Consider the following 16,182-nt stretch of genomic DNA (forward strand, 5'->3'; position numbering starts at 1 on the left):
TCACGATAGAGCGGGACGTTGTTACGGCTGTCGTTCTAGCGTGAGAAGGTCCTTCGCTGCGCTCAGGATGACAGACGCTTTTGCATTCGCCACTTCACAAACTCACCATCTCACAACTTCACCATTACTCCGTGGTAGGATTGCTTTGCAGGTTGGGGAAGGGCATACGGCCGGTGTGGTAGGAAGCGGGGCGCATTTCCTCGAAGTGGTCCTCAAACAGCGTCTGCATCATACCATCTTTCAAGCCAATGTCAGGCACTTGCATGGTGTTGATGTTGGCCCATTCCATGGCCGAGAGGTAGATGTTGCCAGCGGGTAGAATAACGTCGGCGCGGTCGGGGTTGAGCATGGCCACGTTCACGCGCTGGTCCATGGTCATGGCTTCGAGGCCGCGTAGGGTAGCGGCAATGGTTTTGCGGGTGATGGGCGTGCCGGCTGCGGGCTTGATCATGTTGTAAATCTTGCCAATGTTGCCGCCCGTGCCAATGGCCCGCGTGACGTGGTAGCGCCGCGCATTTTCCCGCACCCAGGCTTCCATCCGGTCCCAGGTGCTTTCCAGAGCGGTGCCGTCGGCGCCTTGCTCGGCTTGCTGCATGCGCCGAATAGAGCCTACCTCGAATGACTGAGAAGCCACCTTGTGGCGGTCGTGGTAGATGTTGAACTCGGTGCTGCCGCCGCCCACGTCGATGTGGAGGTAGTGCTTTTTATCTTCCAGCAGGTGCTCCATCACGCGATTGATGTAGGCGGCTTCGGCCTGCCCATCAATCACCTGAATTTCCAGCCCCAGCTCCTTGCGCACCCGCTCTACAATGCCGGGGGCATTGGTAGCGGTACGCATGGCCGAGGTAGCACAAATAAGGTGGTGGGCCACATCGTGCACCTCCATCAACAGCTTCAGCGAGTGCAGAAACTTCACAAACTTCTCTTCCTTGGGTGCCGAAATCTGGCCGGTGGCGAATACGTCTTCGCCCAGGCGCATGGGATAGCGCACGTACTCCACGCGCTTGAGCCGAAACTGCCCTTCGTAGAGGAGAACTGCCGAAATCTGGCAACGGACGGCGTTGGAGCCGATATCAATAGCGGCCAGTTTCAGCAGTGGATATTCCATAAAGAGAGGGGAACGTGAGAGAAAAGTGCTCAAATATAGCCGTTGAGTCCAAAACGACCCGCTTATGCTATTGATCGATGCGGAAGCCTACCCCAAATCGGAACAGCACGTTCTGCTCCTTGGAGTGCTGAAATGAGATGGACAACGCCAATTGGTCGGTAACGGGCGCCACGTAGAAACCGGCGCCGGTACCGCGGTGCCAGCCATCGGGCGAGCTGCCGCGGTAGTACACCCGGCCTTGGTCGTAGAAGCCAAATATGCCGTAGGAGAAAGGTAAGAACGACGTTTGCACGTGGCCCAGGGCCAGTCGCAACTCCGTGTTTAGGTATAGGCTGGCGTCGCCGGTGAAGCGGTTGCGGTAGTAGCCGCGCAGGTTTTCGGCCAGGCCCAGGCTGGTGTATTTGTAGAACGGAATTTCGTCCCGGTCGCCGTAGTTTTTGGCGCCGCCACCTTTTACTACCAGCGTTACCGGAATGCCGATGCGGGCAGTACCGTAATATTCGGCAAAGCCCTGCGTGAGACCAAAGTTGCCCTTGGCGCGGTTGAGTTGGTGGTAGCTGTCGTGCTGCACCAATAGGCGCACGCCGCGCTGGGCAAACGTCTGCCGGTCGCGCAAATCCAGATCAAATAGGGCATTCAACCCAATCAAACGCTGAAAATCTGTATTGGGTATTGGCGTATCGGTGGTGGGGTTGCGCACCAAATCGCCCAAGTAGCTATTGCCGGAAAAACTGCTGGTGTACTGCTCGTAGGTAGGGCCAACGCGGAACGTGCTTTTGTTGTTGAAGAACGTGCGCTCCAAAAAGCCACCGAGCGTAAAGCCTTTATAGCGTGCTTTGTAGTATTTCGCGTCGTACAAACCCTCGTCCTTCACCGAATTATTGCCCAGCCCAAAGAAGTTGTAGTACGGGAAATAGTTGCCGTACTCGGTGCGGGCGCCAATATCCCACTTCCCGATGGCGTAGCGGTAGCGCGTGGCCAGCCCCACTTGGAAGTTGCCGTTGCTGGATCCGCGCACATCCAGCGTATACATATTCTTGAAATCGGGCTTGCGGAAACCTTGTTGAAACAAGCTGATACCCGCGCCAATGATAAAACCGTCGTTGCGGTTGTAGCCCAGCGTAGCGCTAGGGCGGTAGCTGTCGTACTCGAAACCCTCTCGGTCGTAGCGGTTCACACCGGGGCGGATAGAGGTGCGGTTGTCGCTTTCCTTGCCCAGTTGCAGGTCCGTGTCGGGCACGTCGTACACTTTGGTGAGCGTGCGCAGGCCCGTTACACGGGAGTTATCGATGATCTGGTCTTTGCCTTCCCCGCCAATAATGCGCAGCAGAACGCTCTTTCGAGCCTCGCCGGTCACCCGAAAAATATCCTTGCCATCGAGACCGTATAGGCAGACTTCATCGGTTTCGTTGGGCTTGAACGTGCGGTCAAACAGCAGCTCGCCGAGCTGGTCCGCTTTGTCTTTGTCCTTGTCGTACATGCGTATGCGCAAGTTGCCATCAGGTAGGCGGTCGGCCAGGAACACTTCGGTTTTGTTGGAGCCTACCACGTCCACGCGTTTGGCCAGCAACAGGTAGTACTCGTCCAGTGCTTTGGGCAATTCCTGCACGCGGGCTTTCAGCTTGCGGTTCAGCTCATCCGTGGAAATTTCCTTCAACTCGGGAGGTAGGGTAGCAGTGGCCTCATCGATGACGGCAGGCGTCATGGTCTGCTGCATGTACTGGCCAATCTGCTGCCAGTCTTCCCGGCTCAGTGACTGCAACAGGAACCGGTCTAAATGACGGGCGGGCCAGTTCAGGCTTTTCATATCACGAAACTCGGCCTGAAAATCCTCGATGCTCGGCACGGCCCACTCGCGGTTGGCGAGGTAAGTGAGTACCCCATTCCACTTGGTAAACGCCTGGTCCCGGTCGCGCGGAATGGGCTCGTAGATGGTCTTCTTGCCTTTGTCATAGCCAGCCCACTTCCAGTTGTCCTGGTGCTTGCCGAAGTCGGCCACCAGCATATCAAAAGCGCGGGCCTTGCCCAGTTGGTAGGCATCTACGCGGTTGTCGTTATCCTTGTAGAGCTGGCGGAAGAAGCTGCCGGAGCGCCGCACATTATCGGAGTTGCCGAAGCCGGGTAGGTTGGGCTTGGGGTCTTTGGGGCGGTCTTCCAGCGTACCCAACAAGCCGGCGTAGTCCTCACGGTAGGGGCCTAGCTGCTGGTTGTCGGGTAGGATGAACAGGCGCGGCCGGGCGTGCAGAATGTCTGTCTTGTCCAGCATCGAGCTAATAACCAATGCCGAATAGGGGTGTGCCGTAGGTGTGATATCGCGCAGAATGTCGGCGGCTACAGAACCGCGCAGTTCCGGCGGCAGAATGCGCGTCACGTCCTTGTCTACCGACCGAAACACGTACTCCGACGAGTCGGCGGCAATAAGCTTGAGCGAGGTAGTTTGGCGTCCGCCCCCGCGCCCGAACGGCCGCAGCCCGCCTTTTTCGGTAGTTAAATCGAGCGTTTTCACCTTCACCGGCTGCGTCCAGGAGGTGCGGTACAGCGGCCCCATCCAGAAGCGCCGCCACCCACCGGCCGCGTACTGCGGGCCGGGTGCTACCGTTACGGTTGCCTGAGCAGGAGCATCGGGCTTAGGAGCCGCTACCCCTTTTGGCGCCGAAGGGCACTCCGGTATGTAGGCATTCACCGGCACGTTGGGTAGGCGCGGCTCCTGGCACGCCGACTGAAACACCGTGTTGGCATACGCTTCTTTCGCAGCGGAGCCAGCTGCGTCAAATGTGTAGAAGTAGGCCTTCACGGTGCCATCGGCGAAATACTCCAGCTTCGAGAAGCCCTCCTCCGATTTGTTGAACAGCGACTTGCCATTGACGCCCACGTGCTTGTTTTCCGCGAAGCTACCTGAAATCAGATGGTAGTTGCCCTGAAACTGATTGAGTTGTAGGCTGTAGTCGTGCGATGCGGCGTAGATCACGCCGGGGTTTTCCTGGAGTGTAGCCAGCAGTTGCTTAGTGAACTCCTTGTAGGCCGGATTGGCCATATCGCGCGGAGCCCCCACGTTCTGGCGGTAAGCAGCGTAGAGCGTACCAAAGACAGGCGGCAGCAGGTGGCGGCTGAATGGCATGTGCCCGCCGTAAATGCCGTTGCTAATCACCGGCTGGTGGCCCAGCAACAGCACGTTGCGGCCGTCGGTTTCTTCCAGCGCATCCTGCAATTCTTCCCGAAACTCATCCTGAGTTAAGGTTTTGCAGTCCGTATCGGGTGCTTCGGGTTTGTGGTAGGGATGCGTCCACCAGGGTGAGTTGATGGCAACCAGGCGCACATTGGGGGCCACGTCAATGATGTCGGGGCCGGGGCAGCCGTTGCTGGGTAGGAACGCATCCTGCCCACCAAGCTGTTTCTCAATGTACTTTTCCAGCCGGCGCACCCGCTTCAGACCGTCACGGCCGGAGTTGTCCCAGTCTTTATCGCCGGGCACGAAGTAGATGCGGCCGTTGGGTAGGTCTTTCACTAGGCCAATCAGCGCGTCGATGCGTTCGGTTTCGCCGGCCCGCATTGAGTCTTTCTTACTACCCAGGCCATTGTTACTCACAACGTCGCCCAGATGCACCACCGTGAAAGTACCCGTCGTTTGCTCCAACGTATGCCGTAGCGTTTGGAGGTGACTAGTGGGCAGTTTAGCCGTGGCGGTGTTGCCTAGCAGATAAACCGTATGGGTAGGGGGGACTGAAGATTGAGCATGTAAGAAATTGGTTGACAGTATCATAACTGCCAACAGGGAGGATATTAGTTTTAGCATAGAACGGAGGGTGAAACCGTTCTTACGAAAAGCCAACTGAAAAGTAGATTAGAAATTCATTAGAACATAGTCCGCAATTGAGTGGCTACCCGAGCCATACCCGTACTGGCCGGCTCCGTAATAAAGTGCACATGGCGGCGGCTGGTCAAGGGCGGCTGGTGCGGGTCGATAACATATACCGGGCAATAGCGCGGCGCATAATCGACCAAGCCCGCCGCCGGATACACTTGCAGAGACGTGCCTACCACCAGAAAGACGTCGGCCGTGGCCGCTTCGGCGGCGGCTTGCTCCATCAGCGGCACGGCCTCGCCAAACCACACAATGTTGGGCCGTAGCTGGTGCCCCCGCTCGCACAGGTCGCCTAGCTCAATCCGGTCGCCCGTCATAGGGTATACCAACTCGTCGTGGCGCGTGCTACGCGACTCAAATAGCTGCCCGTGCAGGTGAATGATGTGACTGCTCCCGGCCCGCTCGTGTAGGTTGTCTACGTTCTGCGTTACCACTACCACGTCGAAATCCTTTTCCAACTCGGCCAAGGCCAAATGCCCCGCATTGGGCTGCGCCTCGCGGGCAGCGCGGCGACGCTGGTTGTAGAACTCCAGCACCAGGGTGGGGTCTTTGGCGAAACCTTCGGGCGTGGCAACGTCCTCCACACGGTGGCCTTCCCACAACCCATCGGACCCACGAAAGGTAGCCAAGCCACTCTCGGCCGAAATTCCGGCGCCCGTTAGGGCTACAATTTTCTTTTTCATCAAACAACTCACTTAGTTAAAATTGAAAAGGCCCCAAGCAATTGGGGCCTTTTATATACGCAGAAAGAGGTAAGTTATTTGGCCTTGGCTGCCGATTTTTTGGCAGTAGCGCCCGTCGCTTTATTCTTTGGCGCTGCTTTTTTAGCGGCAGGTTTCTTCGCTGTAGCTGCCTTCTTCGCCGGCTTGTCGGCGGTTTCGGTGGCGTCGGCCGCAGGAGCGGTTTTCTTGGCGAAGCGCCCGCCTTTAGCGGGTTTGTCGGGGGTAGCGGCGGCTAGCTCCAGGCAGCGTTCCAGCGTGAGGTCAGCGGGCTCTTCACCCTTCGGAATCTTCACGTTTTTCTTGCCAACCACGATATATGGCCCAAAACGACCGTTGAGCACCTGTACTTCCGGATTTTCCGAAAAGTCCTTAATCAAGCGCTCCGCATCGGCCTTCCGTTTGGCCTCAATTAGGTCAATGGCCTCGTTAGCGCTGATGGATAGCGGGTCCTGAGTTTTGCCCAAGGAATAGAACTTGCTGTTGTGGCGGATATACGGGCCGAAGCGGCCCACAGCTGCCGTCATGTCCTTGTCTTCGTACTGCCCTACTATGCGTGGCAGCTTAAATAGCTCCAGCGCTTCCTCTACGGTAAGATTTTCGATGAACTGCCCTTTACGCAAGCTGGCATATACCGGCTTTTCATCCTCGGGCGCGCCTTCCAGCGGCTCAATCTGCACATAGGGCCCAAATCGGCCCAGGCGTGCCGTAATCTTCTGTCCGGTTTCGGGGTGCGTGCCCAACTCGCGATTCGAGCCCAAGGTACTGCGCTCAATATCCTGGCCACGCTCGATAGTTTCGTGGAAGGTGCCGTAAAAGTCACCAATCATCTTCTCCCACTGCTCCAGGCCGTTGGCAATCTGGTCGAACTCGTCTTCTACCTTGGCCGTGAACTGATAGTCCACAATCACCGGGAAGTGGTCAACCAGGAAGTCGTTGACAATCATGGCTGTATCCGTCGGGAACAGCTTGGCTTTGTCGGCGCCGTAGGTTTCGGTCTTCACTTCAGTTTTCACTGCGTCGCCGTCCAGCGTCAGCACGTGGAACTTGCGCTCCTTGCCCTCGCGAGAGTCTTTCTCGGCATAGCCGCGCTTCTGAATGGTAGAGATGGTAGGCGCATAGGTAGAAGGCCGACCGATGCCCATTTCCTCCAGTTTCTTCACCAGCGAAGCTTCTGTGTAGCGTGCTGGCGGCTGCGAAAACCGCTCTGTGGCCCGCAGCAGTTGCAGGGGTAGGCGCTGTCCGACCGTGATAGGGGGTAGGCCGCGCGAGAACGAAGATTCAGTGTCTGCGTCTTCGTCGCCTTCGTCCTTGCTTTCGGCATAGGCTTTCAGGAAGCCTTCAAACGTAATCACCTCGCCTGTGGCCGTGAGCGTCACGCCCGGCTGGGTGCTGATGCCAATGGTAGCAACTGTGCGCTCAATTTGCGCGTCGGCCATTTGTGAAGCCATGGCGCGCTTTCGGATCAGGTCATACAGGCGCTGCTCGGCCGACTCGCCGCCAGCCTTAGCCAGCGAAAAATCGGTGGGGCGAATAGCTTCGTGCGCTTCCTGGGCCGAGGCCGACTTAGTTTTGAAGTGGCGCTCCAGCGCATATTCGGCGCCGTATGCCCGCGTAATTTCGGTCTGTGCCCCAGCCAGCGCCTCTGCCGACAGGTTCACGGAGTCCGTCCGCATGTAGCTGATTTTGCCGGCCTCATACAGCTTCTGAGCCACGCTCATGGTCTGGGCCACCGAGAAACCTAGCTTGCGCGAGGCCTCTTGTTGCAGGGTAGAAGTAGTGAAAGGCGGTGCCGGCGAGCGTTTACCAGGCTTTTTCTCCAGGTTTTCAATGGTATAAACCGCACCTGCGCAAACGGGCTAGAAAAGCATCGGCCTCCTCACGGGTTTTGAAGCGGGTAGGCAACTCGGCTTCCAGCACGGCGCCCTGACCTGCATCGAAGCGGGCCACCACACGGTACGCCGACGACACGCTGAATTGCTGAATCTCCCGCTCCCCGCTCCACCACCAGGCGCACCGCCACCGACTGCACCCGGCCGGCCGACAGGCCTGCTTTGATTTTCTTCCACAGCACGGGGCTTAACTCGAAGCCTACCAAACGGTCGAGCACGCGGCGGGCCTGCTGGGCATTTACCAGATTCAGGTCGATTTCGCGGGGCGAGTCGATGGCATTGAGAATGGCGTTCTTCGTAATCTCGCGAAATACGATACGGCGGGTTTTCGCGTTAGTGAGATTCAGCGTTTCGGCGAGGTGCCACGAAATGGCTTCGCCCTCGCGGTCGTCGTCACTGGCCAGCCAAACCGTTTCGGCTTCTTTCGACAATTTCTTCAGCTCCGAAATCAACTCGCGCTTGTCTGGCGAAACTACGTAGGTAGGCTTGAAGCCATTGGCAATATCAATAGCGTTGTTGTCTTTCGGCAAGTCGCGAACGTGTCCAAAGCTGGATTTCACAATGAAATCTTTGCCTAAGTATCCTTCAATAGTCTTTGCCTTGGCAGGAGACTCAACAATAACTAGATTTTTAATCATAGGAAGAAAGCCCGGAGGTGGGGTACTGGAGGTGGGTATCAACTAAGAAAACGGGTGGGGGCAGTAAAAGTTGATTTAGGGGCAAAGATGCTGGAATAATCCGGTGTGCCGCGTCATGTACTGTGCTACCCTTCGTCCGCATTAGGTCGGCGTATCACCGATAAATACAGTTGCGAGGGTGTAAGTAGTTCAGCCGTTGCTCATTTTGACAAAAGCCGTTCCCCAAAAAAAGCCTGTGCGCCCCAACAACGTATTTACTACCTTTGCCAGTCAGGTAAAACCGTCGTGCTCACGCAAACTGATAGGATTTATCGAATTGCTCTCAGCCCGCCCATCTCGTATTATATGGCATCAGGTAAGAATATCCAATCGACGGTCAACCCAGCTCCGTCCGCACCGGAGTCCGATCAGGCGGTAAAGCCCGTTGATGAAAAGAAGGCTGCGGGTCTGGCCCGACGCGTAGGCCAGACCCGCGGCTTGCAACGACAAGCCACCAGCGCCCAGGAAGCTGCCTACATCGACGACCAGCTCAACCGTGTGCTCTACGCCCTCGATGCCTTTAAGAAAGGCGACATATCGGTGCGGCTGACCAAGCAAAACAACGACATCTTCGCCGACATTGCCGAGGCTTACAACTCCATGGTGGAGATGATTAGCGGGGTAGGGGGCGAGGTGTCGCGCATTTCCAAAGTAGCGGGGGTAGAGGGCAACCTGAAAGCCCGCGCCTCGGCCGAGAATGCCTCTGGCTTCTGGCGCGATATGATCAACAACATCAACGGCCTAGTGGACAGCATCGCGGTGCCGGTGTTGGAGGTAGGCAAGGTGCTGAAGAACATTTCGAAAGGCAACCTGGACGAGACGTTCCAGATTCCGGTGTCGGGCGACTTCAAGTTGATGGCCGAAACCATCAACAAAACCATCGACAACCTCAACGTATTTGCGGGCGAGGTAACGCGTGTGGCGCAGGAGGTAGGTACCGAAGGCCGCCTGGGTGGTCAGGCCAACGTGCCCAATGTGGGCGGCGTGTGGAAAGACCTGACCGATAACGTGAATACGATGGCCTCGAACCTGACCAGTCAGGTGCGCGATATTGCCAACGTAGCCACCGCCGTAGCCAAAGGCGATTTGAGCCAGAAAATCACCGTTGATGTGAAAGGCGAGCTGTTCCAGCTCAAGCAGAACCTCAACCAGATGGTGGACTCGCTGAACCTGTTTGCCGGCGAGGTAACCCGCGTAGCGCAGGAGGTAGGCACCGAGGGCCGCTTGGGCGGTCAAGCCAGCGTGCCCGGCGTGGCCGGCGTGTGGAAAGACCTAACGGATAACGTGAACAACATGGCTGCCAACCTGACCAGTCAGGTGCGCGATATTGCCAACGTAGCCACTGCCGTGGCTCGCGGCGACCTGAGTCAGAAGATGACGGTGAACGTGAAGGGCGAGATTCTGGAGTTGAAGGACATCTTGAACCAGATGGTGGACTCCTTGAACACATTTGGCGACGAGGTAACGCGCGTATCGCGGGAGGTAGGCACGGAGGGCAAGCTGGGTGGGCAGGCCGTTGTACCAAACGTGAGCGGCACATGGAAGGAGCTGACGGACAACGTGAACACGATGGCCTCGAACCTGACTAGTCAGGTTCGCGACATTGCCAACGTAGCCACCGCTGTAGCCCGCGGCGACCTGAGCCAGAAAATGACCGTTGATGTAAAAGGAGAAATCCTGGAGCTGAAGGACATCCTGAACCAAATGGTGGACTCGCTGAACACATTCGGCGACGAGGTGACGCGCGTATCACGCGAAGTGGGCACCGAGGGCAAGCTGGGTGGGCAGGCCGTTGTACCAAACGTGAGCGGCACATGGAAGGAGCTGACCGACAACGTGAACACGATGGCCTCGAACCTGACTAGTCAGGTACGTGACATTGCCAACGTAGCCACCGCCGTAGCCCGCGGCGACCTGAGCCAGAAGATGACGGTGAACGTGAAGGGCGAGATTCTGGAATTGAAAGATATTCTGGACCAGATGGTGGACTCGCTGAACGTATTTGCGGGCGAAGTAACGCGCGTATCGCGGGAGGTAGGCACCGAAGGTATCTTGGGCGGGCAAGCCGTGGTACCCAACGTAGCCGGCACGTGGAAAGAGCTGACGGACAACGTGAACACGATGGCCTCGAACCTGACCAGTCAGGTGCGTGACATTGCCAACGTGGCCACCGCTGTAGCCAAAGGTGATTTGAGTCAGAAAGTAACGGTTGATGTGAAAGGTGAGCTGCTCCAGCTCAAAGAGAACCTCAACCGCATGGTGGACTCGCTGAACATCTTTGCGGGCGAGGTAACCCGCGTAGCGCAGGAGGTAGGCACTGAAGGCCGCCTAGGCGGCCAGGCCAGTGTGCCCGGCGTGAGTGGTGTATGGAAAGACCTGACTGACAACGTAAATACCATGGCTGCCAACCTCACTACCCAAGTACGTGGGCTGGTGAAGGTAGTAACGGCCGTATCGCAGGGCGACCTGACCCAGAGCCTAGAGCTGGATGCCAAAGGCGAAGTAGCCGATCTAGCCGATACTATTAACCGCATGGTGGCTGACCTCAACCGCTTAGCTGTGGAGGTAAGCCGCGTAGCCAAGGTAGCTGGGGTAGAAGGTAAGCTGACCGAGCGCGCCACCGTGGGTGGCGTGAGCGGTTCCTGGAAAGAACTGGTGGATACGCTCAACGACCTGCTCGAATCCATTGCCTCGCCGGTGCTGGAAGTGAGCCGCGTAGTGCGGGGCATCTCCGAGGGCGACCTAACCCAGCACGTGGAAGTACCCACCGCTGGCGACATCGAAGCCATGTCGAGTGCCCTGAACCTGGCTGTGGAAAACCTGAACGAGCTGTTGGGCGAAATCAACGACTCGGCTCAGGTAGTAGGGCAGTCTTCGGGCGAAATGGCCATGAAAGGCCAAGAGATGAGCCGCGTAACGGTGGACGTAGCCCTTGCCATGCAGCAAATGGCCGAAGGCGCGCAGAACCAAGCCCTAAAAACTGATCAGGCCTTCAAGCTGATCGAAGAGATTATGCAGGCCACCAAAGAAACCGCCGGCAAAGCTGATGTGGGGATTAAGGCCGCTATTCTGGGTGAGCAAACCTCTCAGTTGGGCTTGAAAACGGTGGCAGAAGTGGTGAAAAACATGGAAGAGATTTCCAGCGCCGCTACCCAAACCTCACGCACGATTGAGGTCCTGAGCACTCGTTCGCAGGAAATTAGCACGTCGCTGGGCGTTATCACCGACATTGCGGCCCAAACCAACCTGCTGGCTTTGAACGCAGCCATTGAGGCCGCCCGAGCTGGCGAAGCTGGTCGTGGTTTTGCGGTGGTAGCCGAAGAAATTCGGAAACTAGCAGAAAGCTCCCGTCGCTCAGCCAACGAAATCAGCACGCTGGTAGATGATGTTAAGAAGGACACCACAACGGCGGCCGCCGCTATTTCCACTATGGAAGGACGCGTAATGAAAGGCAAGAACGCCACCTTCGAGGCTAGCGCTGCCTTTAAGAATATTGCAACCAGCAGCGGCGAAACCCTGCGCACTTCCCGCGATATTCTCACGGCCACCGAAATCCAAAAGGCCTCAATTGGCGATGTAGTGAAGTACGTGGAGGAAGTGGTAGCCATTGCCGAGCAAACGGCCTCTGGCACCCAGCAGGTAGCCAGCACAGCCAAGCAGCTCTCTACCTCCATGCAGGAGCTAACGACTTCCAGCCAGAACCTAACTGACATCGCCGATGACCTGCAAGACGGACTGGCAGCCTTCCTGCTGATGGAAGAGGAGGAACCCGAGCCAGAGCCCGAGCCAGAACCACAGCGGCGGTTGGGTCTACGGCGGCGTGAACAAGCGAAAGCTGCCGCTGCTGCTGCGCAATCAACCAATGGCGCTACGCCGCAACGGCCTCAGGCAGCCGCTTCACGGCCGACCAAGCCCGGAGCGCCGACCGCTCGGCGTGGTACGGCTCCTGCTGCATCTGCCGAACCAACCGAGAATAGCAACGGTCAGAAAAAAACGGCCCGCGCGAAAGCTCGCACCGAGAAGCCCTCGGCTGATGGTAAGGCTACCAAGCCGGAAGCATCTGCCTCTGCCAAACCGACACGTAAGGCGCGCACAAAATAAATAACCTCCTGGGGTAGGGAGTGGGCCAGTCTGAATACAGGCTGGCCTATACACCGCATCCGTAAGCATTTGCTGCATGGCAGACACTGATAACGCCACCAACGAAAAGAAAACCACCAAGCAGGAGCCTCTAATTCAGCTGATCGTATTTCGCCTGGGAGACGAAGACTATGGGATTCGGATTGAACAGGTGAAGGAAGTGACGCTGACGCCTGAAATAGCGCGTATGCCCAAAACGCCGGATTTCGTGAAGGGCATTGCCAACCTGCGGGGCGATATCATCACGATTATCGACCTAGAAGAGCGGTTTCAGCTGCGCTCAGCCGGAACGGAAATGCCTGCCGTTAGCTATACGATGGCGATTGAGGGTAAGGAGTATACCATCGGGATTGTGGTGCGTGAGGTGCCGCAGCCGCTGTCTATTCCTGCTTCCATCATCGAAAAAGCACCTGAATTTATTCAGGACATAAACATTCACGACAAATACATCGAAGGTATTGCCAAGGTAAATGGGCGCATTATCGTGGTATTGGATATGTTGAAGCTGCTGACGCCCGCCGAAATCATGCAGCTACCCGCAAAAAGCTAATCTTCGCCTGTTTCCCTACGTACAAGAGCCGGGGCGGCTCATTGTCCTGCTCCCTCTTCTCTAAACTCAGACTACTGCACTCTTTTCGTATGAAAAACCGCATTCTCATTGTAGACGATTCCTTCTACATGCGCACGATGCTCAAGAATATGCTCACCGACGCGGGCTACGAAGTGGTAGGCGAAGCCGCAAACGGTCAGCAAGCCCTGGAAATGGCTGCCGCTACCCGGCCCGACCTCATCACCCTCGACGTTATTCTGCCCGACAACACGGGGCTGGACGTGCTGAAAGGCATCCGCGAAGACCAACCCGACGTGAAAGTGGTGATGTGTAGCGCCGTGGGGCAGGAGGTAATCGTGAACGAAGCTCTGGAAAGCGGTGCTACGGCCTACATCGTCAAGCCTTTCTCGGAGGAAAAAGTGCTGGAAATTGTGGGCAGTGCTTTGCAAACCAGCGGTTCCAGCGAAGCCTAAGCCTGTTTTCTTTGTGCGCGGCCCATGGTGCCGTCACTTGTAGTACCCATTTCGTGTCTAGTCCTTTCACTCCTATTTCTGTCCTAATTGGCAATTTGCCACCGCTGGTGCGGGCGGAATTGGCGTGCCTATTGCGTAGCGAACCCGCTTGGCAGGTGGTGCCGGTGCAACCGGCACGGGGTAGGATAGCCGTCACGGCCCGACAATACCAGGTAGACCTGGTGATTGCCGATGAAAGTGGCATGATGGAACTGGCTGAGCTAGCACAGGTGCATCCGGTGCCAGTGGTTTTATACAGTGCTTTCTCGTTGGGGGGCGCCCGTCTCCGGCAGGCTACCCGCTGGAATGTGCACGACTATTTTGGGCCTTGGGTACCGCAGGAAAGCCCGGCATTTTTCAATTGGCGGTTGTCCTTGTTGCAGAAACTATGGTCGGTCGTTACACATCCTGAGACATTTGTCCAAGCATTGCCGGAGGCAGGGCCTACCTCGCTACCCACTGGTATTGTGGTGCTAGGGGGGGCTACGGGCGGTTCGGCAGCTGTGGAAAGCGTAGTGCATCAACTACTCCCTTCCAACTGTGCTATTTTAGTGGCGGTGCATCTGCCGGCCCTTTTCACCCAAACACTGGTAGACCGTCTGCGCCGCGTTACGTCGCTGCCTGTAGTGAACGGCAAAGCGGGCACCATCCTGACGCCCGGTAAAATAATAGTGGTGCCCGGTGGCGGCAACACCACCATCAAAACAGCCACGGGCACGCCCTGGATTAGCTGGCAAACCAGCTTCACAGAGGTGGAGCTTAGTGCTCCCAATAACCTACCCTCTATCGATCTGTTGATGCAATCTGCTGTGCAGACGACGGGGCGACCTACACTGGGCGTTATTCTCAGTGGCCTGGGTAACGATGGGACGCAAGGTGCCCGTGCTATTCGCCAGCGCGGCGGGCAAGTGATTGTGCAGCGTGGGGCTGCCGTAGCCGCTATGCCCCAATCGGTGCTGCAAGCGGGGTATGCTGATCAGGAACTGTTACTAAAAGACATTCCTGGTTATATCAATCGCTTTGCGTTGCAGGCCCGGCCTGGCCGCCGCCTGGTTTCTTCTGTTTCTCCCGCTAGTCAGCTATGAAATCGAGAGAAGAAGAATACCGCGAAATATTTATGGTGGAGGCGCTCGAGTACTACGACGCCATGAGCCGCCATATTAGTGAGTTAGAGAAAAATCCGGCAGATGCGGCGGCGCTCAACGAGCTGTTTCGCCTGATGCACAACCTGAAAGCCAACGCCCGCGCCATGGGCTACCCTGCCATCAGCGAGGTAGCGCACCGCATGGAGACCATCTTCGGCCTCATCCGCGACAAAGAGCGCACCTTTGAGGGTAACGTGGTGCCGGTGCTATTCACTGGGGTAGACACCATAGGCGAAATGATTCGGGCAGTAGGCGCCGGCAACGAACTGCCTTCCGCTGACACGCTGCTGGCGAATCTTGACCGATTGGTGAACGGTGAGGAGCCTATCCTGGAAGACCAACCGGAAGCCGATGACGACGATGCCAACCGCAAACTGGAGTTGTCGGATCTGGTATATATCCAGATCAAGAAGCTAGACCACCTGATGAATCTCGTAGGAGAGCTGATCATTGACCGCGACCGAATCCTGACACTGAGCAAGGAAAGTGACAGCCCGGCGTTGCAAGCCACGGCTGCCCATTTATTCCGCATTTCCGATGAGTTGCAGTACAGCATCATGGACGTGCGCTTGGTGAATGTAGGCTCATTATTCAACAAGTTTCCGCGAGTAGTGCGCGACGTGGCGGCCGCCGAGAAGAAAGATATTGCGCTGGAGGTAGACGGTCAGGATATCCAGATTGACCGCAACATCCTACAAATCATTACCGATTCACTGCTGCACTTAGTGCGCAACGCCATTGGACACGGCATTGAGGCGCCAGCCGTGCGCGAGCAAGCCGGCAAGCCAGCCCAAGGCCAACTGACACTAGCTGCTCAAACGGAGCGCGACAACGTCTTGATTCAAGTATCCGACGACGGGGCCGGTATCAACGTAGACAGTGTGCGTCGCAAGGCCGTGGAACGTGGCCTGGTAAGTGCCGAAGCAGCTCAGCAGCTCGACGACGATGCCGTGCGGGCGTTTCTGTTTGAGCCGGGCTTCTCCATGGCGAAGGAAATTACTGATATTTCAGGCCGTGGGGTAGGGCTGGATGTTGTGAAGCTGGCTATCGACTCGCTTGGAGGGCAATTGCGCGTTAGTTCTACTCTAGGCAAAGGCACCACGTTCACGCTGGTGTTGCCTACCTCTATTGCGGTAAAAGGCGCCCTGCTTTTCGAGTTGGATGCACGCAGCTACGCCATTCCGCTGATGCACACCGACTCGGTGGTATCGTTGCAGCCGGAGGACTTGCACGTGGTAGGCGGCTTGCTGCTGGCCGAGGTACAGGACGAAAACGTGCCCGTGGTGGACTTGCGCCGCTTGCTGCATAATGGCGACGGCCCACTGCCGCCCACCAACCGCCACGAGTTGCAAGGCCGGCAGGACATCATCATCGTCAATTACAATAATCGTAAGCTGGGCTTGATCATCGACCGGTTTCTGCGTCAGCAGAGCATCGTGATCAAGCCCATGAGTAAACCGCTTGATACTATTGATTTGTTCGGGGGGGTAACCCTTTTGGGAAGCGGCCAGGTTTGCCTGGTGCTGGATGTACCCGCTCTCACCCGACTTTTTTTAGCCAAGCGCCCATAAAACACG

The 16,182-nt window shown here is 57.0% G+C and carries 8 protein-coding genes and 1 pseudogene; 5 read left to right on the top strand and 4 right to left on the bottom strand.

Translation table 11 applies throughout. The features are described from left to right. Positions 1-124 precede the first annotated feature (124 nt). From F1C16_RS05310 to topA, 4 genes and pseudogenes are all read right to left on the bottom strand, one after another. A complete protein-coding gene (locus F1C16_RS05310; protein WP_185283312.1) occupies positions 125-1,108 on the bottom strand; it encodes a phosphatase in 984 nt (327 codons plus the stop codon). Positions 1,109-1,175: 67 nt separating this feature from the next. Next, positions 1,176-4,868, bottom strand: a complete 3,693-nt coding sequence (locus tag F1C16_RS05315) for a hypothetical protein (RefSeq protein ID WP_185283313.1) — start codon at positions 4,866-4,868, stop codon at positions 1,176-1,178. A gap of 92 nt (positions 4,869-4,960) precedes the next feature. Then, a complete protein-coding gene (locus tag F1C16_RS05320; RefSeq protein WP_185283314.1) occupies positions 4,961-5,653 on the bottom strand; it encodes an NAD-dependent deacylase in 693 nt (230 codons plus the stop codon). Positions 5,654-5,727: 74 nt separating this feature from the next. Next, positions 5,728-8,219, bottom strand: a pseudogene (gene topA / locus F1C16_RS05325) (type I DNA topoisomerase). Between the two features lie 345 nt (positions 8,220-8,564). Between topA and F1C16_RS05330 the strand changes: the two are divergent. From F1C16_RS05330 to F1C16_RS05350, 5 genes are all read left to right on the top strand, one after another. Further along, positions 8,565-12,359, top strand: a complete 3,795-nt coding sequence (locus F1C16_RS05330) for a HAMP domain-containing protein (protein WP_258049034.1) — start codon at positions 8,565-8,567, stop codon at positions 12,357-12,359. A 76-nt stretch (positions 12,360-12,435) separates the two neighbouring features. Beyond that, positions 12,436-12,948 (top strand): chemotaxis protein CheW, encoded by a 513-nt coding sequence (locus tag F1C16_RS05335; RefSeq protein WP_185283315.1) that lies wholly within the window; start codon positions 12,436-12,438, stop codon positions 12,946-12,948. Between the two features lie 89 nt (positions 12,949-13,037). Beyond that, positions 13,038-13,421, top strand: a complete 384-nt coding sequence (locus tag F1C16_RS05340) for a response regulator (protein WP_185283316.1) — start codon at positions 13,038-13,040, stop codon at positions 13,419-13,421. Between the two features lie 53 nt (positions 13,422-13,474). Continuing rightward, the gene (locus F1C16_RS05345; RefSeq protein ID WP_185283317.1) at positions 13,475-14,545 is read left to right on the top strand and encodes a chemotaxis protein CheB; all 1,071 of its coding nucleotides are present in this window, start codon (positions 13,475-13,477) and stop codon (positions 14,543-14,545) included. Further along, complete coding sequence (locus tag F1C16_RS05350) at positions 14,542-16,176, top strand: chemotaxis protein CheA (protein ID WP_185283318.1); 1,635 nt, start codon at positions 14,542-14,544, stop codon at positions 16,174-16,176. Before F1C16_RS05345 ends, F1C16_RS05350 begins: the two co-directional genes overlap by 4 nt. The last annotated feature ends 6 nt before the right edge of the window (positions 16,177-16,182 follow it).

The sequence above is a fragment of the Hymenobacter sp. NBH84 genome, assembly GCF_014217645.1.
GTDB classification, from domain to species: Bacteria; Bacteroidota; Bacteroidia; order Cytophagales; family Hymenobacteraceae; genus Hymenobacter; species Hymenobacter profundi.